The sequence below is a fragment of the Maribacter sp. BPC-D8 genome (genome assembly GCF_035207705.1).
Lineage (GTDB): Bacteria > Bacteroidota > Bacteroidia > Flavobacteriales > Flavobacteriaceae > Maribacter.
Map to the genome: position 1 here is coordinate 1606188 of NZ_CP128187.1, position 20521 is coordinate 1626708.

Below are 20521 nucleotides of genomic sequence, written 5' to 3' on the forward strand. Positions count from 1 at the left end.
CCTCATTTTAAGATATTTAAAACAATGTTTTATACCACATTCAATACTTCAAAACTGTGTGTAATTATCTATAAAACATAAAAAAACCTGCATCAAATATATCTGATACAGGTTTTTCTACATATTGAAAAGCTATATCATCCCAGATTAGGAATGACAATGACTAGTTCAATATTTAGGTTTGATAATTTCATATTACAATAGTAATGAAAATATAGGTGATAAATAACCCCTTAACAAAATCGGTTCAAAAAGTAATAAATTACACCAATTTAAAGCTAATAGCGTCTCCGCCCTTCTTTTGTGCTAGAATGCATATTGCCTTATCTGTTAATTGAACAGCCCTTAAGTATCCGCCAGTTGTCTGTCCGTCTTTCATAAGTACCATCAATTTACCTGCAGGTGTTAATTGTACCGTACCAGGTATAGTTGCAGAAGTAAGCATTGAGTTCGTATGTGGTGCTATTGTTTCTGATAACTGATATGCCATTCTGTTATTCTCATGGGCGACAGTAAATGTTTTAGAGAAAATTTCTTCTAGCTGCTTATCGCTTAAAATATCAAATTCTGGTGCTTTATTTACCTCTAGAACCGTTTCGTCTAAAAATGACGCCACTTTAATTTCTGATATTTTCGGTTGAAAGTTTTCTACCACCGAAAAAGGAACCACATCATTATCGGTTAATCTATTGACTTTGGTAATAGGCTTATAAAAAGATCGACTACCTAATATTTCTTTAGAAGTAAAACCGCCCTTTACAGCAAGGTAAGATCTAAACCCTTTCTCTAAACGACCAAAAGAAAGGATATCACCTTTTTCTATCATATAGACTTTATAATTCTGAATAGGTAAATTATTAAGTGTAGCAGACATTTTTGCACCACCAAGCGACATATATGTTTCTTTTTCGAAGATGAGCGTTGGCCCCGTCATAGTAATTTCCAATACGGCAGAAGACTCTTTATTCTCTAACAAAGAATTCACTTTAAATACCGTCATTTCATCCATTACTCCAGATACGGGTACTCCTTTATTTCTATAATGGAATCTACCTGCATCTTGTACTGTGGTGTAAAAACCTGCTTTTAGAACTTTAAGCATCTATTTTAATTTTTTCAGGTTTATATATTCCCACTTCTGCTTCTATTCTATGAAGGTCATGTTCTGCTCTTGATATTTTGTAGAATTCAATTTTATCGCCAACGCTTACAAAACATGGATTCTCTTTGGATGCATCAAAAATAGGCACTGCACAATTTCCGATAATATTCCAACCTCCTGGTGATTCTTGTGGATAGATTCCTGCTTGTTTACCTGCAATACCAACAGCGCCTTTAACAACTTTTGATCTTGGCGTAGCTTTTCTAGGCAATTCTAATTCTTTATTAATACCACCTAAATACATAAAGCCCGGTAAAAACCCAATACCGAATACTGTATAAGTAGCCCCAGTATGCAAGGCTATAATTTCTTCTTTTGTTTTATGAAAGTGATTGGCGACCTCTTCAAGGTCTAAACCAAATTCCAAATCATAACAAACTGGTAATCGCCATAGGTACCTATCTGGTTTTGGAGATTCTTTTAATTGCACATACCAGTTGTTTATATCAGCAGATAATTTCTGAAAATCGATCTGTTTTGTCCTATTAATAATTAAAAGTGAATTATAAGAAGGTACTAACTCCCACTCCTTATTCGTAAACACTTCTTTATTTAAAAACCGTTCAAAATGTAATATTTTTTCTAATATGATTTCACTAACCTCATTTGGCCATTCAATTAAGACAGAATGCACTCCAAATGGTTTGATATGTATTTTAGGGGAATTCACGATTTTACGAGTAGATTATGATGTGGTAATTCATTTGAAAGATACGCCAAAATTTGCAATGCCGAAGGTGTATCACCATGAATACAATAGGTATTTGCGATAATAGGAATATTATCTCCACTCACCGTTTTTACCTCATTTTCGTTATACATTCTTAATAGATGAGCCAAAACCTCTTTACCTTCGGTTATTAAGGCATTACTTTCTTTTCTAGACACTAAACTTAAATCAGTATTGTAATTTCTATCAGCGAAGGCTTCAACCAAGACTTTAAATCCGTTTTCTAATGCCAATCTTTGAATAACACTACAAAAAGGAACATATAATACTGCGCCTTTTTTGAATTCTTCTATACCAGTCAAAAACGTTTTCGCTAGATGTTCATCTTTAGCGATATCATTATAAAGTGCTCCGTGCGGTTTAATATGATTCAATTCAACATCCATCTGACTACATAAAGACATAAACAACTGCATTTGTTGTTTTATACTTTGGATTAATTCATCGTCGGACAAGTTCATTGAGACACGGCCAAAATTTTCTTTATCAGGATAGGATGGATGCGCACCTACCTTTACATTATACTTCTTGGCCAACTCTAAACAGAACACTATACTCTCTTTAGAACCCGCATGACCACCACAAGCAATATTGCAAGAACTAATGAGTGGAAATAGCGCTTCTTCATTACCTACACCTTCCCCTACATCACAATTAATATCTATAGTTCTTTTCGCCATTTACAAAACACCTAATACTGTTAGTATACTTTTAGCACCCAATAAAACGGAAAGCAGAATAATCAGTCCTCCGAATATATTCTGCATCATGTTATTCTTATATTCTCCCATCACTCCCGTTCTATTTACAACCCACAATAAAAAGACTGCAATTATAGGTAGCAACAAGCCATTGGTAATCTGGGCGAATTTTATAATCTCAATAGGTTTAATTCCGAAGGATAAAAAGAATACTCCCAATATTAGAATCATTATCCATATCATTCTAAACTTAGCATCTTTAAACCCTGCATTCCACCCAAAACAACTATTTGCAACATAGGCAGCAGCCAAAGGTGCAGTAATAGCAGAGGTAATACCGGCAGCAAACATACCTATACCTAAAAAGTACAAAGCAGCAGAACCATATAAAGGTTCTAGGGCTTTTGCCATATCCATAACATTATTTACCTCTGTAGAGTTTATAGCCGCAGCAGATATAATTATACTGACAGAAACGAGTCCGCCTAAAATAATTGAAACCAAGGTATCCCGCTTAGCCAATTTTAAATCATCTTTAGATTTCCACTTCTCACTTACCAATGCTGCATGCAGAAATAGATTATAAGGTACTACGGTAGTACCAACCAAGGCGATTATGGTAAGAATACCTTTTTCAGGGATTGTAGGCATGAACAACCCTTTAATAAGCTCCCACACATCTGGCTTTGTCAAAATTGCCGTCATTACAAACGATAAACTCATAATAAGTACAAGTACAATAAACACTTTCTCTAATGACTTGTAACTGCCCAAATACAATAGTACAAAAGCCAATCCGCCTAATATAAAAGGATATAGATTACTATACTCCATACCAAACAAAGCTTCCATACCTAAGGTGGCACCACCTATATTACCTGCTTCATAAGAAGCATTACCAATAATAATAGCAGAAAAGATAAGAGCTATGACGCTATTACGAATCCAGGGGTTATGTAGCTCTTGTTTGATTACATCTGCCAATCCCTTCTGGGTTACGATACCTAAACGGGCAGACATTTCTTGAAGAACATAGGTCGCTATAATAGATAACAACATGGCCCACAGCAAACTAAATCCAAAATTGACACCTGCCAAGGTACATGCCGTAACCGTACCAGGACCAATAAACGCTGCGGCTACCAGTACACCCGGACCTAATTTCTTAAACATGTAGTAAAATTATCGTTCTTGTAAATATAATTGGTTAATCTGAATTTTCTCACCATACCCAGAATCAATTTCACCACAATTTTAACATTTCAAAATGCCGTTCATCTAAAAAAATGCAGTTCGTCTAAAACTTGGATGTCGTTCATCGAGATTACATACTAATCCAAAAATAAGTGGGTTATAGCTATCCCCAAACCTTAAACTTAACCTATTAATGATTTGCTTAGAATGTAACAAAGAACTCGGTTATTTAGACCACAAAAATGCAATGGAGAGTGCTGGCGTAGAGCTTTGCATGAAGCACCATGAACGTATTAAGTTATTGATCAATAAACACAATACACCTTTAGAAGCTATTCAGCTCTATTATGCGCTGAAAGAAGCTGGTGTAAACCCCATGTTAGAATGGTGGGATGGTAAAAAATCTATCGATATCGCCATTTCTCGTGTAAAACTTAATATTGAAATTGACTCTGAATATGATAAGCTGACCGAACATGAGGCTATCAACAATTTAGAAGAAGCGATGCACTCCTTTAAAAATGGATTTACAACCATTAGAATTCCGCATATCGTAGTACGGTATTACTTAAATGAAACCGTAAACAATATCATCGGAATAATGCAAGGTCTAAAAGCCAACATTAAAGTTATTAACTAAAAAACCAGATATGGAAAATTCTAAAAAAGCATTTAGAAATCCGATTAGAGCAGCAATAGCCACACTTTTAATGGGTGTGGTAATGCGAATACTACACTGGCCGTTTTCTGAAGGAATTATTTTCATCTCTTTTGCAGCGATTCTTGTACTATACGGATTACGCTTTTTGAAAAAGGAAGAAAAAAAGACCGTCGATTTAATTAAAATGGCATTGGTACTTTTCTGGACGACCAACGGACTTTTAACAATTTTAGATTTTACCCATACGCTGTTTTTTCAAATTGGTACCGCATTTACTTTCATTGCATGGTTTGCGATGGAAGGCACCTCTTACTTTATGTCTAAAGAAGATGGTGTTAAGAATAGCACGACCGAAATTATATGGAATTTTGTCATGGTAATCGGTGTAATTACCCTTATCTGTGGTGGTCTCATGAAATTATTAAGTTGGGATTACGCAATACCAACCCTTACACTTGGTCTAACCATTGTTACCAGTTACATACTTAAAGATATTTTTACAGCACCAAATAACAACGAAGACGATATTAATAATGAAGAGTTGTATTCATAATTAATAAAATTAGTTCTAGTTCACGGTTTTATTGATAAGAAAAGCAAAACAACAACTTGCTAAACAGGCGTCAAATTTTAAATCTCGAATAACGAATAAAAAAATACTGCCCCAGTGTATTAAACTAAGCTTATTATAGTCTATTTATTGTATCTTTTACCTACTAAAGAGATGATAAATGAACAACTTTGACCGAAGACAATGGCTTAAAACTGCGGGACTATCTAGTGGCTTTACTTTCTTAGGCGGATTTAGTGCCTTAGCTATACCTACCAAAAATTCTTATCCTACAATAGAGAAAGGTATTGCAAAATTAAATTCTAACGAAAATCCGTACGGACCATCAAAAGCAGTTAGAGATGTTATAACCAAATCTTTAGATATTGCATGTAGATACCCTTCTATTGTTTTACGTCCTTTAGTAGAACAAATAGCTCAAAAAGAAGGAGTAACAAAAGACCATATTGTAATAACAGGAGGCTCGACCGAAGGCTTAAAAGCAGCTGGTATGACTTACGGAATAAATGGCGGAGAAATCATTGCTGCCGATCCCACGTTTCAATCATTAATGACCTATGCCGAAAATTTTGGAGCAACAGTTCATCGTGTTCCGGTAGATGCAAATATGGGCCATGATTTAGTTGAAATGGAAAAACGTATTACTTCCAAAACGGGTTTGATTTTCATTTGCAACCCCAATAACCCAACAGGTACATTATTAGATAAAAATAAGCTGCGAGATTTCTGTTCTTCGGCTAGTAAAAGAACAATGGTTTTTAGTGATGAAGCTTATTATGATTTTATTACCGAACCCGACTACCCTTCTATGATAGAATTGGTAAAAGAGAACATGAATGTTATCGTCTCAAAAACATTTTCAAAGGTATATGGTCTTGCTGGTTTACGTATTGGATACTTGGTAGCTAGACCAGATATAGCCACCAGATTAAAGAAAAACGTAATGGCGATGACCAATATTCTAGCCATTGAAGCAGCAAAAGAGGCTTTAAGAGATGATGAATTTTACAAATTTAGTGTCGCTAAAAATGTAGAAGCAAAGAATATTATTTATAAGACGTTAACTGATTTAAACTTAGAACACCAAAAGTCGCATACCAACTTTGTTTTCTTTAAAACAGGACGACCCATTTCTGAAATGATTGTAGCCATGAAAAAAGAGAATGTTCTTATAGGTAGACCTTTCCCTCCTTTTACCGATTGGGCACGTATTAGTACAGGAACAATCGAAGAAGTAAAGCAATTTGATAAAGCACTCAGAAAGGTAATGGGCTAACTAATTACCCTAACCAACCTTCTCTATCTAAACTCCTATATTGAATGGCCTCTGAAATATGGTCGCCATTCAATTTCTGCTCTCCAGCTAAATCAGCAATAGTTCTTGCTACCTTAAGTATTCTATCATAAGCCCTAGCGGAAAGATTTAATCGCTCCATCGCATTTTTCAATAATGCCTTAGACTTATCATCTAATTTGCAATGAGTACGAATTTGTTTTGTATTCATTTGAGCATTGTAATGCACATTTTCTAACCCCTCGAATCTTACTGTTTGTAATTCTCTTCCTGCAGTAACACGTTTTCTAATTTCAACACTCCCCTCTCCTTTTCTTTCTTCGGATAGTTTTTCAAACGGAACTGGAGTAACCTCAATATGAATATCGATACGATCCAAAAGCGGACCAGATATTTTACTTAAATACCGTTGCATTTCAGCAGGTGATGAAGTTACGGGAGCATCTGGATCATTGAAATACCCACCCGGACTAGGATTCATACTAGCCACTAACATAAAACTACTTGGGTAAGTTACCGTAAAACGCGCACGAGAAATTGTTACCTCTCTATCTTCTAAAGGCTGACGCATAACCTCCAACACACCACGTTTAAATTCAGGTAATTCATCTAAGAATAACACGCCGTTATGAGAAAGAGAAATTTCTCCTGGTTGTGGATATGAACCTCCACCAACTAAAGCGACGTCAGATATTGTGTGATGAGGACTTCTAAATGGTCTCTGGCTCATTAACCCCATATTCTTTATTTTACCAACTACACTATGTATTTTAGTGGTTTCTAAAGCTTCATGCAAAGTCATTGGTGGCAAAATAGAAGGTAACCGCTTTGCTAACATGGTTTTACCAGCACCTGGTGGACCAATCAAAATTATATTATGTCCGCCTGCTGCGGCTATTTCCATACAACGTTTAATACTTTCTTGTCCCTTAACATCAGAAAAATCAAATTCTGGGAAATCTAAATTCTTATAAAACTCTTCTCTAGTATCTATAATAGTTTGCTCAAGCGGAGTGCCTTGATCAAAGAACTCTAATACTTGTTTAATATTATCAATGCCGTATACTTTCAAATCTCCAACAATAGCAGCTTCTTTGGCATTTGCCGTTGGCAAAATGAATCCGACAAATCCTTCTTGCTGTGCTTTTATAGCTATAGGCAATGCTCCTGTTATTGGTTGTAAACTACCATCTAAAGACAGTTCGCCCATGATGATATACTTCTCAATATTTTCAGATTTAATTTGACTAGATGCGGCCAAAATTCCGATAGCCAAGGTAAGATCATACGCAGAACCTTCTTTTCGAAGATCTGCAGGTGCCATATTTATAGTGATTTTTTTACCGGGAATTTTATAACCGTTATTCTGTAATGCAGCAGCTATTCTATAATTACTTTCTTTAATAGCATTATCGGGCAACCCTACTAAATGATAACCAATTCCCTTGTCGATATTTACTTCCACAATTATTGTTGTGGCCTCAACACCAAATACTGCACTCCCATAAACTTTTGTAAGCATTTTTAATCCTTTGGCTTAAATGTAAGGATTTCTTTACTCATTTTAATTTCAGCCTCATTCATCATCATTTTACGAAACTCTCCGTTAACATACATTTCTGCCTGATCTTTGTAGTGTTTACTAAACGGATTACCAGATTGCCCAGTTGGTAAAATGCTGATACTATTCTCTACATCAGAGAAATCTATAAGTCTTCTAGTAGAAGGGCCCGAGGTCGTTTTATAAAAACCCGTAGCATCATAAGAAAATGCCAGATTATTGATTACTTCTCTTGTACCATTCACAGGATAAGGGCCTACATTAAAGAAAGAACGCAAGGCTGCTATTTGACCAATAGGGTGTGGATGTTCAATACTATGCACTCTCTCCCATTGCCAATAATCCATATTATCACCAAAATCTTTTTCTAAAGAAAATACTGCCTCCATAAAAGACATATTTACTATATCAGCCATGGTTTCTTGAACATCGGCTGTATTTACATTATCTAACCAAACAGACTCTTCATCTTTGGATAATGGAGCTATTAATCTTTTTGTAAAGTGAGTATCTAAAAATTGATTAAACAACTCCGTTTCCAATTCATCTTCAAAAGTATTCTCTAAAAAGTAATACACCCATCTATTGTAAATAGTAGCCTCTATTGATGAAAGCTCATAGTCACCTTTCCACATTTTTAAACTGTCAATAGCTTTTAATCCGTTTTCACTTAATAATGAAACATCTAAATATTTAGATAAATTGGTGACAATTTCTGGATCCACAGCTGAAATAACGTCTGTTATCATTTCACTTGCAGCATCTAAATCCCAATCATTCTTAGGTTCTAATAACTGCACTATTCGTTTCCCTCTGTTTTCAGGTAAATAGTAACCTGGATACAACATACCTGCTATAGAATCTGGTTGATTATTAGCGGAATATACGTAGTTGCTTGGCGGATTTATTGCCTGCGGATTCTCATTAAAATCAATAAACTCTTTTTCTACCGGAAGTCCCTCACCTACTTCAAATACCAACTTTGTATTTATCGAATCAGGAATTTTATAAAGCTGGGCAGTGGCAAACCATGCTACATTGCCTTCATCATCTCCGTACATAATATTTAAACCTGGTGCATGAATTTTTGGTAAAGCAGTCTTAAACTCCGTAAGGTTATTAGAATGACTTAAACCAAATAAAGCATCTATAACTTTATTATCCATTTGAGTATATAACCACGATATGGCAATTGGTCGTTCACCTTGCACCTGATCTGCAATTCCGTTTAAAATTGGTCCGTGGTTCGATTTTTTATATGAAAACTCAACTTCAGACGAATCTTTTACTTTAAAACTCTTTGTAATGATTTCATAATCTATATACCCATTTTCAGATAAGTATTGATTCTCATTTTCAGGGTTGTTCTGCTCGTAATAGAAATCAACATCATCATTTTCGAACATGGTAATACCGTACGCTACTTTTCTATTATGCCCTAAAAGTGGAAATGGTATACCAGCAATATGGTAGCCGTACTTTGAATACGTCGGTGTTTCTATATGAGCTTCATACCAAACAGATGGCTGAGAAAAACCAATGTGAGGATCATTAGCTAAAATAACCTTACCGTTCTTTGTTTTTTTAGGTGCAATCACCCAACTATTACTACCTTCAAATAAAGGGATATCTAACGCACCCAATGCTTTGTTAACAGCTGCAGTTAGGTTATTTTGAATAGTATCTGACTGCAATGGATTATAATTCTTTATCCACTCCGTTTCTGCACTTGAGCCAACATGTAAATCATTCAAGTATTCAGTGCCTAGCTTGTTATTTATAGTAGTCAAAAGGGGATCTGTCTTGTGTGCCATTGCAAAACTAAAAGCCATATAGCCGATAGTATTATAGATATCTTCTAAAACAAATTCTTTCTTTTCTATTCCTGTAAGATAAAATTCAACAGGTGTTGGTCCTTCGTTTATAAATTGATTAATACCATCTAAATATGCCTTTGATAGTATTACTCCGGCATCACTTAAATCCGCATTAGTGGCGGACTCTTTAGAGGCATCTGCAATACCAAGTGATAAAAAGAATTTATCTGTACCAATTAAATCGGCACCAAAAACTTCAGACAAACCACCACTTGCAATTCTTCGCAACAGCTCCATTTGCCACAAACGATCTTGTGCATGAACATAGCCTAAAGTTCTAAAGGCATCTTTTTCATTTTCACCGTAAATATGGGGAATACCGTATTCATCGTAGTACACGGTGACCTCTTTTTGAAGGTCTACTAATTCTTTTTCACCAGAATAATCTGGTTTTAAAGTGTATGCAAATACTCCGACAACAATGATCAGAAGGGTAACAACAATCAACAGGAGTACTCCTATTTTTTTTAATGCTTTCATAGTTTAGTTTGGGGGAAACGTTCCCAAGTTAAAACTATTTTTTTCAATAAACGCTTCGTAGCTCTGCTTATTATTGACAAGTAGTTAACATCCTACAAAAGCAATACTTTAGTTATTATTTTTCAAACCTTCTAACAACCAGTTTTTATAGGTTGGTACATCTGAATTTTGAATAGACGTATTTAGCACTTTCAAATCTGGAGAAAGCAATACGTAAAATGGTTGAGAAATAGATTTAAAGTTTACATCTTGAAAGGTTCCCCATTTTTGGGCAATGTTCGAAATTTCTTTAACCCGACCGCTATCATACTGAAAATTAAATTGTTCAGCTTCCGGCAGTTCTTCTCTATCATCGGTATATAAAGAAATAAGCACGTAGTTATCCTTTATGATCGGGAAGACTTCGGCATCGCTCCAAACATTCTCTTCCATCTTTCTACAGTTGACACATGCCCAACCCGTAAAATCTAATAGAATAGGTTTATTCACCTCTTTCGCATACGCAAGACCTTCATCAAAATCTTTAAAGCAATCGATACCTAGTGGGCAATCGCTTTCTTGTTCAAAAACGCTATAAAACTCTGGTGGCGGAAAGCCACTTAATAATTTTAGGTTCGTAACTTTCGTTACTCCTAATATCATATAAATAGTAAAGGCGGCACTAATAAAGGCAGCAACTTTTCTACCAATAGATAATTTTTTAATAGGACCATCATGCGGAAATTTATATAATCCGAACAAGTACAATGTCATTGCTATTCCTAAAACAATCCAAATACCTAAGAATACTTCTCTTTTCAGAATACCCCAATGGCCTACTAAATCTGCATTCGACAAGAATTTTAATGCTAAACCAATTTCTAAGAAACCCAACACTACTTTAACTGTAGTCATCCATCCGCCAGATTTCGGAAGTGAATTTAACCATGCTGGGAATAATGCAAACAAAGCAAAAGGTAATGCCAATGCAACACCGAAACCAGTCATACCAGCGGTAAGATTCGTAGCTACTTCACCTTCTGCCAAAGTAGTTCCTCCAAGTAATCCGCCTAAAATAGGACCTGTACATGAGAAAGAGACAATTGCCAATGTAACTGCCATAAAAAAGATACCTAAAACACCACCAACCTTCGACGATGCATCATCCATTTTATTTGCCCATGAGTTTGGTAAGGTCAATTCATAATATCCGAAAAACGAAAAGGCGAAGAATATGAATATCACAAAGAATAACAAATTCAACCATACATTTGTAGCAATGGAATTCAGAATTTGAGAATCTACTGAGTCGAATAAATGAAACGGTAAGCTCAATAAAAAATAAATTAAAATAATAAAGAAGCCATAAAGCAATGCATTTACGATCCCTTTCGATTTATTCTGAGAATGCTTGGTAAAGAATGATACCGTTAGCGGAATCATTGGAAACACACAGGGTGTCAATAAAGCTATTAATCCGCCAAGAAAACCTAATCCGAAAATCACCCAAATATTAGTAGTCTCTGCAATATTATCTTGACCCTGAGTTAGCAGTTCTCTATTCTTTAAATCTAATCGTAATTCTTGCCCTAAAGCCAAACTTCTATCATCAACAGTCGCTACAACTGCTTCAGCCGCAGAACCATCTAAGGTAAAGATGAACTTCTTATCCATAGGGATACAAACCTCTTCACATACTTGAAAAAATAAGTCAACATCGATTTGATTTATTGCTGGATCTACTATTTTAATACGCTGTGTAAAGGTCGCATCATCTTTAAAATAGGTTTCTTCAACCTCAAAAATCTCACTGTATTCTTTTATAGTTTCACTCTCTTCTGTACCATCAATAAGTTCATATATAGTGCCATTACCGTTATAGGTAAACTCGCTTGGCAAAGAACCAAATTCAGACGTAAATTGAGAATACATATGCCAACCATCTAATATTTTGGCTTGCATTACCAGCTCATATTCCGATTCTGATATTTTATTAATCTTCTGTTCCCAAACTACAGGCTCATCTTCTGTTTGTGCAAAAACACCCAATGGCAACACAACAATAAATAGTAATAATGCAAAAAATCTAATCATGTAAATTCTATTTTTAAAATATCTTGAGCGGTATCGTCAACTCTAAAACGATGGTCTGCACGCATACCAATAACCCAAACAATTTGCCCTTCTGAGCATAACAACCAAGTTTCTTCCTTAGACAAAACATCTACTTTTTCGTCTTTAAAATACTTTGACAATTTCTTTTTCCGGTTTAAACCTATCGGATAAAAATAGTCGCCAGTTTTCCATTTTCTTACTGTCAATGGATACTTTAATGCATTCTTTTGAACGAATATTGCTGTATCTGTATTATCATAACGTTCGGGTACTACCGAAAATTTTAAGTTTAACGGAAGGTTCAAAGGTACTTCTTCTTCCGTAATCAGATACTCCTGAGCATCCGATTTGCTTTCTACGTTTGAAGTTAAAATCAATACATCTCGATTCTTAACCAAAACATGTGAACTCGAAGCTAATTGCTTACCAGAAAGTCCGTCTAACAATGCTTCAAGATTATCCATTTCTTTAAATCCGTAAGCACTAAACAATCCATGTAGATAGGTAGAAAGCGGATGTAACTCTTTTAATTTTGCGATTTCAATTTCAAACTTACCATCATTATCAACAAAGAGTTCTTCTTTTAATTTCTTAAGGTAAGCTGAAGCAATAGTTTCGGTCTGCTGTAAATAGCTTAGTGTATTCTTGAAATTATCTGAAAAAGTAGGATGCAATTCTTTCAACTTCGGAATAATCTCTAATCGTATTTTATTACGTAAGTATTTCGCATCGGCATTACTCGCATCTTCACGCCATTCCATTTTTTGAACCTCTGCAAAAGATTCCAGTTCTTGCCTAGTAAAAGGAAACAAAGGTCTTCGTATATCATTTATTTTAGCAGGTATACCCGTTAAGCCATCGATACCTGTACCTCGAGATAAATTGATTATAAACGTTTCTAAATTATCGTTTGCATGATGAGCTGTTAGTAGATAAGTACCTTTATTTTCTTTTAGTAATTGCTCGAACCAAGCATAACGAAGTTCTCGAGCAGCCATTTGCACAGAAACCTTATGCTGATTTACATAGCCAAGAGTATCGAAATTTGTTATAACAACCTCTTTCTCTATCTTTTTGGCATAATCACGCACAAAAGCTTCATCGCCATCACTAGCTGTGCCACGCAACCTAAAATTACAATGTGCTAAAGAAAATTTCAAATTTGCTTGATGGCAAAGCTCCACAAGCACAGTACTATCTAGACCACCACTACATGCAATGATGAAGTGAGCATCTAACAATTCTGGAAAAGAATCTTCAATATGTTTTTTGAATGCTTTTAACACGCAATAAAGGTAAGGAAGTCCCCTAGTTTAATAGAGAAGCCTAAGATTTATTTAACTTATAACTAATTTAAATATTTAAGAAATAGACTTTATAAAAGAAGCTACTTTAGCTGCATGAATTTCAGCCAACTCGGCATTAGTAATTCCTTTGACTTCGTCAAAGTTATCATTATAATGAGGTAATGAGAATGATTCAACCACGGTACCTTGAAATCTAGCAATCATTTTTTCTGCCACTTCTAAAGCACCAATAGCACCACGACCACCACCTGAAGTAGCCATCAATAAAATCTTCTTATCCGCAAGAAATTTAGAATCTATTCGAGACAACCAGTCCATCGTATTCTTAAAATATGCAGACGGGTAACTATTATGTTCATTTACTGAGATAATTAATCCTTTAGAATTGGCTATTTCGTTATTGAATTCCACCAAAGAATTCGAGAATCCGTTTTCCTTTTCTGCATCTTGACTATACATCGGAAATGGATATTTAGAAAGATCTCTCAACCTCACTTCTTCCCCTTTTATTAGGGTAGCAGTATGCTTAACCAATTTATAATTAATGGATACTGAAGAATTGCTACCTGCAAATGCTAAAACATAACTCATAGACCTATTTTATTGTATGATTGCGAATTTAATTCAAATCCGATGAACGTTAAGATATTTTATCTAATTTTGCCGCTTCAAACATCCAAACATACTGTTTTATAAGTATATAGGATATAATTGTGATAATGAGCAACTCTAAGTCAAGATTGTTTTTTTTAGACGCCATTAGGGCATGGGCTATCTTAATGATGCTACAGGGTCATTTTATTGATGGTCTGCTTGATAATGCTTTCAGAGACAACTCTAATATGCTGTTCAGTACTTGGAAGTATTTTAGAGGAATTACCGCTCCGGTATTCTTTACCGTATCAGGATTCATTTTTACATTCTTATTAATTAGATCCAAGCAAACTGGTTGGGCTAACCCACGAGTTAAAAAGGGTATTAAACGCGGATTTGAATTATTGGTCATCGCCTACCTTTTACGAATGAACATTTTCGGTTTGTTCAAAGGTGAAATATATGATTCGTTCTACCTAGTAGATGTACTGCATTGTATAGGATTATCGATATTATTCATTATTGGTTTCTACATTTTAACCTTTGCTAAGCAAAAATGGATTTTCCCAACAATACTAATGTCTACTACGCTACTGCTGTTCATTTTCGAACCTATGTATAAAGCATCTAGTTTTGAATTTTTACCGCAGGTATTTGCAAATTATTTAACCAAGGCAAATGGCTCAGTTTTCACCATTATACCATGGTTGGGCTACGCCACTATTGGTAGTTTTATGTCCGTACTATTTTCTAAGCACCAGGAAAGCAAAAATTTATACAATTTCATAGTACCGACTTACATCGCTACAGGATTGATTTTGATATTTCTTTCTTCAGATTTTTTCCTTTCAGTTTATGATATTACAGGTATACAATTGTTTCAAGCTATTAATGACAACAATTATCTATTCATTCGTTTAGGTGATGTTCTAATCGTTTTCTCCATATTCATTTTATTAAGAAAAGTCTTAATGAATGCAACATGGTTAAGAATAGGTCAAAGCACTTTATCTATCTATATTATTCATTTCATCATCTTATATGGCAGTTTTACCGGTGTAGGTCTATATCGATTCTTTCATCATTCAATGAATCCGTACTTGGTTGTACCTGGTGCGATTCTATTTATGATAGCGAGCACCTATTTAGCTTTAAAATATGAAGACCATAAAGCGGAATTAAAAGTAAACGTACGTGCAATTTTATCTTCTACAAGAATCTACTTAGAGCAATTTGCAATAATCGCTTTTGAAGTTTTAAGAACAGCCACAGAAAAAGTATTACGTGTGCTAGGCTTAATTAAAAACTAAGTTCACGTTTTAATACAAAACAAAAAAGGCAGCCAATTGGCTGCCTTTTTAAATATCAAAAATTTTAATCTAGTTAAACATGCAAAGCACGGTTATCTGTAGCCGCTAATGCTGCCTCTTTAACCGCTTCTGCGTATGTTGGGTGAGCGTGGCTCATTCTAGAAATATCTTCTGCAGACGCTCTAAACTCCATCGCAGTTACCGCTTCGGCAATTAAATCGGCACAACGCGCACCAACCATATGTACACCTAAAACTTCATCTGTCTTTTTATCTGCAAGAATCTTTACAAATCCGTCAGTATCCATACTTGCTCTAGCACGACCTAATGCACGCATTGGAAATTGACCAACCTTATATTCTACACCCGCTTCTTTCAATTCCTCTTCTGTTTTACCAACAGCAGCAACCTCTGGCCATGTATATACTACACCAGGTATTAAGTTATAATCGATATGTGGTTTTTGACCCGCTAATATCTCAGCAACCAAAGTACCTTCTTCTTCAGCTTTGTGAGCCAACATAGCACCTTTGATTACATCACCGATAGCGTAAATGTTATCGGCACTTGTTTTCAAATGCTCATCAACAATCACTTTACCTCTATCATCAAGCTTTACACCTGCAGCATCAGCATTTAGTCCGTCAGTATATGGTTTTCTACCTACAGCAACTAAACAATAATCACCTTCAAAAACAACTTCTTCACCTTTTTTGTTATCAGCCTTAACGATTACCTGATCGCCTTTTCTTTCAACAGACTTTACTTTGTGCGATAAGGCAAATTTTACTTTTTGCTTTTTCATCACCTTGGTCAACTCTTTAGAAAGCGCAGCATCCATACCAGGAATAATACGATCCATAAACTCAACTACAGTAACATCTGCACCTAGTCTTTTATATACCTGCCCTAATTCTAAACCAATTACACCACCACCAATAACAATCATATGTTTTGGTATCTCTTTAAGCTCTAAAGTCTCGGTAGAAGTAATAATACGTTCTTTATCTAATTTAATAAATGGTAAAGTCGACGGTTTAGAACCTGTAGCGATGATTACATTTTTCGCTTCAATTTCTTCTGTTTTACCATCATTCTTTTTAATGTTTACATGCGTGGCATCTTTAAAACTACCAACGCCTTCGTAAACAGTAATTTTATTCTTGTCCATCAAGAACTCAATTCCCTTGGTAGTCTGATCAACAACACCTTGCTTACGAGCAATCATTTTTTCTAAATTCACTTTAATCTCACCAGGAATTTCAATTCCATGCTCTTCAAAATGCTTAACAGCATCTTCATAATGATGAGAAGAATCTAACATCGCCTTAGAAGGAATACATCCAACATTTAAACATGTTCCACCTAACGTGGAATATTTTTCAATTATTGCTGTTTTCATTCCTAATTGAGCACAACGTATTGCTGCTACGTATCCTCCAGGTCCTGAGCCTATAATGGCTACATCATATTGATCCATAAAATATTTGTTTTCTAATGTCCTACAAAATTAATACTATTTTTAGTTTTAAAGGGGTATAGCCGTAGAATGCTTTACCTCTTTTATGGTAAAAGAACTTTGGGTACTACCAATATGATTCATGGTGGTTAATTTATTGACCATAAAATTTCGGTATGCATCCATATCTCGAACGTGAATTTTCAACAAGTAATCATAATCTCCACTTAAATGGTGGCACTCTACCACCTCTTGTAAACGCATAACTTGAGCTTCAAATTGTGCTATATTATCCTTTACATGTTGCACAAGTTTAACATGGCAAAACACCGTAAAATTCCTATCTACAATGGCCTTATCGACTAACGCTACGTAACTTCTAATGGCACCAACTCTTTCTAATCGTTTAATACGTTCATAAATCGCCGTTGTTGAAAGTCCTAATTTTAAAGCATATTCCTTAGTTGTCTTCTTACTATCTGCCTGTAAAAGCTCCAAAAGACTGTTATCGGTTTGATCTAGCTTCATAGTGATTGAAATTCTAATTAATCCATCTAATTTAATTAAATATAGATTAAAATTCTAATTAATTATAAATAATAGTTTTAAAATCTAATAAAACAACTTCATATTGACAATTTTACACTCAAACGTTATTTTTACTAAAAACAACAACCCATGAGCCAAAAGAACAGCAATGACTTACAAGACCTACAATACTTCGGAGAATATGGCGGAGTAAATCCTTCTATATCCGATTCTTCAACCTATACCTTTATATCGGCAAAAACCATGTTCGATACCTTTGAAGGTAATACCGAGGGTTGTTATTTGTACAGCAGACACTCCTCCCCTTCAAATTTATATTTAGGTGAGGCATTAGCAGCATTAGAAGGTACCGAGAGTGCAAATGTAACCGCTAGTGGTATGGGAGCTATTACGGCTGTTATTTTACAATTATGTAATGCCGGGGACCATATTATTAGTAGTAGAACTATTTATGGAGGTACCTATGCGTTCATGAAAAACTTCTTAATAAAATTCGGAATTAAAACTACCTTTTTAGACATTACAGATCTTGATGCAGTAGCCGCAGCTATTACACCAAACACTAAAATGATATATTGCGAAAGTGTTAGTAATCCGCTTTTAGAGGTTGCCGATATCTCTGCACTTTCACGTATTGCCAAGAAAAATGAATTACCATTAATAGTTGATAATACTTTTTCTCCTTTAACTGTTTCACCTGCAAAACTAGGAGCGGACATCGTTATTCATAGTCTTACAAAATTCATTAACGGAACCAGCGACTGTGTTGCCGGTGTTGTTTGTGGTACTACAGAATTCTGTCTTAGTCTTAAAGATGTAAATAACGGTGCAGGTATGCTTTTAGGCAGCACTCTAGATAGCACACGTGCCGCTTCTATTCTAAAGAACATGCGCACGTTGCATATTCGTATGAAAAAGCATAGTGAAAATGCACAGTTCTTAGCAGAGAATTTTGAAAAAGACGGATTACGTATTGTCTACCCAGGACTCCCTTCTCACCCAGGACATTTAATTATGGAAGATCAAATGAATCCGGAATACGGGTATGGCGGATTAGTAACTATGGATGTAGGTACTCTTGAGAATGCAAATGCATTGATGGAATTAATGCAAGAAAGAAAATTAGGTTATTTAGCAGTTAGCCTCGGATTTTACAAAACATTATTCAGCGCACCCGGAAGCTCCACATCTTCAGAAATTCCGTTAGAGGAACAAGAAGAAATGGGACTTGGAAATGGATTAATTCGATTTTCAATTGGCTTAGATGATGATATTCAAAGAACCTATACCTTAATGAGAAAATGCCTTGAAGACCTTAATATACTGGATGTCAAAAGCATAAAAGCATAATCTTTCAATTCTAGAATGGGTTTGCACAACCGTGACAGAAATCGTAATATTACGTAGAAACCAAACTATCTTTTAATGTTAGACCAAAATACCAATGAACATAGGGAAAACGAGCATATCGTTGACAATAAAGAATTAAGCATATTTGCAGCTTTAATTCCCGTTATAGTCCTAGTTGCTATGTTAGCATACAATGTTTATGTATTTGGTGATGACGCCTTAAGTGGCTCAAATCAGTTCATACTTTTAATGGGCGGTGCAGTTGCGGCTGTAGTTGGGTTTGCCAACAAGGTTTCTTATAAGCAAATGATAGCCGAAGTAGAAGAGAACATTCGATCTACCACAGGTGCATTGCTAATATTACTAATGGTTGGTGCACTGGCAGGTACATGGCTTGTAAGTGGTATTATACCTGCAATGATATATTACGGACTGCAAATTCTTAATCCCACTATATTTCTAGCAGCTTGTGTAATTATTTGCGCTGTGATTTCTGTTGCCACAGGTAGTAGCTGGACAACCTCTGCAACCGTAGGTATTGCTCTAATAGGTATTGGTGAAGCATTAGGAATTTCATTAGGGATGACCGCTGGTGCCGTATTATCTGGCGCATATTTTGGTGACAAACTTTCTCCACTAAGTGATACTACAAATTTAGCACCTGCTATGGCGGGTGGCGAATTGTTCTCACATATTAAGTATATGATGTGGACAACTGTACCTACCATTTCAGTTACGCTAATCGTATTTTTAATCATCGGTTTTAGTTTAGAGACCAACGGAGAAGCAGATGTAGATGCTATTTTAGCATCTATCGACTCCTCTTTCGATATTAATGGTTGGTTATTTTTGGTGCCTGTAGCGGTTATATTTTTAATCGTTAAAAAGACTCCACCTTTAGCTGCCTTATTAATAGGAACCTTATTAGCTGCTCTTTTTGCGCTAATTTTTCAACCAAGTATTGTTGCTGGCATCACTGGAGCATCAGAATTAACTTTTCAGTCTGGTTATCAAGGTATTTTAAAAGCCATAACAGTTAGCACAGATGTACCTACCGATAACAAAGCATTAAGCGATTTATTCTCTTCGAAAGGAATGACAGGTATGTTAGGTACCATTTGGTTAATTATATGTGCCATGTTTTTCGGAGGCGTTATGGACGGTATTGGCGCATTATCAAGAATTACAAAATCGCTTCTTAAAATGGCTAAATCTACATTTGGTCTATTCTTTAGTACAGGTATAAGCTGTATCGTTTTAAACGGAACGGCTTCTGATCAATACTTGGCGATTGTAGTACCAGGAAAAATGTTCTCAAAAGCATTTAAAGACAGAGGTCTAGCTCCTGAAAACTTAAGTAGAACCTTAGAAGATACCGGTACGGTAACATCAGTACTAATACCATACAACACTTGTGGAGCTTACCATAGTGGCGTATTAGGGGTTGGTGTAGCAGAATACTTTGTATATGCCATCTTCAATTGGTTAAGCCCGATTATGACTTTCATCTTCGCCGGCTTCAATATTAAGATTAAAAAATTAGCTGCTAAATAATTTAAAAATTCCACTCTAACTCATTAGCACTTCAGATAATATATTTCTGTCAATCCGTTAATTTTTAGAGCTA

The 20521-nt window shown here is 35.3% G+C and carries 17 protein-coding genes; 6 read left to right on the plus strand and 11 right to left on the minus strand.

The features are described from left to right. Window positions 1–262 precede the first annotated feature (262 nt). The 4 genes from QSV08_RS07315 to QSV08_RS07330 are packed head-to-tail and all read right to left on the minus strand — an operon-like array spanning window position 263 to window position 3766. Window positions 263–1102 carry a biotin-dependent carboxyltransferase family protein gene (locus tag QSV08_RS07315; RefSeq protein WP_324027747.1) on the minus strand — a complete coding sequence of 280 codons (840 nt, stop codon included), beginning with the start codon at window positions 1100–1102 and terminating at the stop codon, window positions 263–265. Next, the gene (gene pxpB / locus QSV08_RS07320; protein ID WP_324027748.1) at window positions 1095–1832 is read right to left on the minus strand and encodes a 5-oxoprolinase subunit PxpB; all 738 of its coding nucleotides are present in this window, start codon (window positions 1830–1832) and stop codon (window positions 1095–1097) included. Before pxpB ends, QSV08_RS07315 begins: the two co-directional genes overlap by 8 nt. Next, window positions 1829–2572 carry a 5-oxoprolinase subunit PxpA gene (gene pxpA / locus QSV08_RS07325; RefSeq protein ID WP_324027749.1) on the minus strand — a complete coding sequence of 248 codons (744 nt, stop codon included), beginning with the start codon at window positions 2570–2572 and terminating at the stop codon, window positions 1829–1831. The genes pxpB and pxpA overlap by 4 nt, the downstream gene beginning before the upstream one ends. Then, on the minus strand, window positions 2573–3766 hold the full coding sequence (locus QSV08_RS07330) for an Nramp family divalent metal transporter (protein WP_324027750.1): 1194 nt from the start codon (window positions 3764–3766) through the stop codon (window positions 2573–2575). Window positions 3767–3980: 214 nt separating this feature from the next. Here QSV08_RS07330 and QSV08_RS07335 point away from each other — a divergent pair, with 214 nt between their 5' ends. The 3 genes from QSV08_RS07335 to QSV08_RS07345 all read left to right on the plus strand — a co-directional run bounded on the left by QSV08_RS07335 (window position 3981) and on the right by QSV08_RS07345 (window position 6295). Beyond that, window positions 3981–4427, plus strand: coding sequence for a hypothetical protein (locus tag QSV08_RS07335; RefSeq protein ID WP_133687347.1), 447 nt, complete (start codon window positions 3981–3983; stop codon window positions 4425–4427). Between the two features lie 10 nt (window positions 4428–4437). Then, complete coding sequence (locus QSV08_RS07340) at window positions 4438–5001, plus strand: hypothetical protein (RefSeq protein ID WP_324027751.1); 564 nt, start codon at window positions 4438–4440, stop codon at window positions 4999–5001. Between the two features lie 178 nt (window positions 5002–5179). After that, window positions 5180–6295 carry a pyridoxal phosphate-dependent aminotransferase gene (locus QSV08_RS07345; RefSeq protein ID WP_324027752.1) on the plus strand — a complete coding sequence of 372 codons (1116 nt, stop codon included), beginning with the start codon at window positions 5180–5182 and terminating at the stop codon, window positions 6293–6295. Between the two features lie 4 nt (window positions 6296–6299). On the opposite strand, the gene QSV08_RS07350 is transcribed toward QSV08_RS07345, so the two are convergent. The 5 genes from QSV08_RS07350 to QSV08_RS07370 form a co-directional block, all read right to left on the minus strand. Then, the gene (locus tag QSV08_RS07350; RefSeq protein WP_324027753.1) at window positions 6300–7835 is read right to left on the minus strand and encodes a YifB family Mg chelatase-like AAA ATPase; all 1536 of its coding nucleotides are present in this window, start codon (window positions 7833–7835) and stop codon (window positions 6300–6302) included. Between the two features lie 2 nt (window positions 7836–7837). Beyond that, on the minus strand, window positions 7838–10231 hold the full coding sequence (locus tag QSV08_RS07355; RefSeq protein WP_324027754.1) for a penicillin acylase family protein: 2394 nt from the start codon (window positions 10229–10231) through the stop codon (window positions 7838–7840). A 108-nt stretch (window positions 10232–10339) separates the two neighbouring features. Continuing rightward, window positions 10340–12304, minus strand: coding sequence for a protein-disulfide reductase DsbD family protein (locus QSV08_RS07360; RefSeq protein WP_324027755.1), 1965 nt, complete (start codon window positions 12302–12304; stop codon window positions 10340–10342). Continuing rightward, on the minus strand, window positions 12301–13611 hold the full coding sequence (gene tilS / locus QSV08_RS07365; RefSeq protein WP_324027756.1) for a tRNA lysidine(34) synthetase TilS: 1311 nt from the start codon (window positions 13609–13611) through the stop codon (window positions 12301–12303). The genes QSV08_RS07360 and tilS overlap by 4 nt, the downstream gene beginning before the upstream one ends. A gap of 75 nt (window positions 13612–13686) precedes the next feature. Next, the gene (locus QSV08_RS07370) at window positions 13687–14223 is read right to left on the minus strand and encodes an NADPH-dependent FMN reductase (RefSeq protein WP_324027757.1); all 537 of its coding nucleotides are present in this window, start codon (window positions 14221–14223) and stop codon (window positions 13687–13689) included. A gap of 128 nt (window positions 14224–14351) precedes the next feature. Here QSV08_RS07370 and QSV08_RS07375 point away from each other — a divergent pair, with 128 nt between their 5' ends. Then, a complete protein-coding gene (locus tag QSV08_RS07375) occupies window positions 14352–15536 on the plus strand; it encodes a heparan-alpha-glucosaminide N-acetyltransferase domain-containing protein (RefSeq protein ID WP_324027758.1) in 1185 nt (394 codons plus the stop codon). Between the two features lie 73 nt (window positions 15537–15609). Here QSV08_RS07375 and lpdA read toward each other — a convergent pair whose 3' ends face one another. Together lpdA and QSV08_RS07385 are read right to left on the minus strand one after the other, a co-directional pair. Further along, entirely contained in the window at window positions 15610–17016 is a 1407-nt protein-coding gene (gene lpdA / locus QSV08_RS07380; RefSeq protein ID WP_324027759.1) for a dihydrolipoyl dehydrogenase, read from the minus strand. Window positions 17017–17064: 48 nt separating this feature from the next. Next, window positions 17065–17523 (minus strand): Lrp/AsnC family transcriptional regulator, encoded by a 459-nt coding sequence (locus QSV08_RS07385; protein WP_324027760.1) that lies wholly within the window; start codon window positions 17521–17523, stop codon window positions 17065–17067. Window positions 17524–17673: 150 nt separating this feature from the next. Between QSV08_RS07385 and QSV08_RS07390 the strand changes: the two genes are divergently transcribed. Next, window positions 17674–18894, plus strand: coding sequence for an aminotransferase class I/II-fold pyridoxal phosphate-dependent enzyme (locus QSV08_RS07390; RefSeq protein WP_324027761.1), 1221 nt, complete (start codon window positions 17674–17676; stop codon window positions 18892–18894). Window positions 18895–18969: 75 nt separating this feature from the next. Next, a complete protein-coding gene (nhaC, locus tag QSV08_RS07395; RefSeq protein WP_324027762.1) occupies window positions 18970–20448 on the plus strand; it encodes a Na+/H+ antiporter NhaC in 1479 nt (492 codons plus the stop codon). The last annotated feature ends 73 nt before the right edge of the window (window positions 20449–20521 follow it).

Excerpts from the sequence above, each read along its gene's own strand:
- QSV08_RS07330 (WP_324027750.1), bottom strand. The coding sequence starts at position 3,766 with ATGTTTAAGAAATTAGGTCCGGGTGTACTGGTAGCCGCAGCGTTTATT.
- QSV08_RS07355 (WP_324027754.1), bottom strand. The coding sequence starts at position 10,231 with ATGAAAGCATTAAAAAAAATAGGAGTACTCCTGTTGATTGTTGTTACC.
- QSV08_RS07375 (WP_324027758.1), top strand. The coding sequence starts at position 14,352 with ATGAGCAACTCTAAGTCAAGATTGTTTTTTTTAGACGCCATTAGGGCA.
- QSV08_RS07360 (WP_324027755.1), bottom strand. The coding sequence starts at position 12,304 with ATGATTAGATTTTTTGCATTATTACTATTTATTGTTGTGTTGCCATTG.
- nhaC (WP_324027762.1), top strand. The coding sequence starts at position 18,970 with ATGTTAGACCAAAATACCAATGAACATAGGGAAAACGAGCATATCGTT.
- QSV08_RS07350 (WP_324027753.1), bottom strand. The coding sequence starts at position 7,835 with ATGCTTACAAAAGTTTATGGGAGTGCAGTATTTGGTGTTGAGGCCACA.
- QSV08_RS07385 (WP_324027760.1), bottom strand. The coding sequence starts at position 17,523 with ATGAAGCTAGATCAAACCGATAACAGTCTTTTGGAGCTTTTACAGGCA.
- lpdA (WP_324027759.1), bottom strand. The coding sequence starts at position 17,016 with ATGGATCAATATGATGTAGCCATTATAGGCTCAGGACCTGGAGGATAC.
- QSV08_RS07345 (WP_324027752.1), top strand. The coding sequence starts at position 5,180 with ATGAACAACTTTGACCGAAGACAATGGCTTAAAACTGCGGGACTATCT.
- pxpA (WP_324027749.1), bottom strand. The coding sequence starts at position 2,572 with ATGGCGAAAAGAACTATAGATATTAATTGTGATGTAGGGGAAGGTGTA.
- QSV08_RS07370 (WP_324027757.1), bottom strand. The coding sequence starts at position 14,223 with ATGAGTTATGTTTTAGCATTTGCAGGTAGCAATTCTTCAGTATCCATT.
- QSV08_RS07335 (WP_133687347.1), top strand. The coding sequence starts at position 3,981 with ATGATTTGCTTAGAATGTAACAAAGAACTCGGTTATTTAGACCACAAA.
- QSV08_RS07315 (WP_324027747.1), bottom strand. The coding sequence starts at position 1,102 with ATGCTTAAAGTTCTAAAAGCAGGTTTTTACACCACAGTACAAGATGCA.
- QSV08_RS07390 (WP_324027761.1), top strand. The coding sequence starts at position 17,674 with ATGAGCCAAAAGAACAGCAATGACTTACAAGACCTACAATACTTCGGA.
- QSV08_RS07340 (WP_324027751.1), top strand. The coding sequence starts at position 4,438 with ATGGAAAATTCTAAAAAAGCATTTAGAAATCCGATTAGAGCAGCAATA.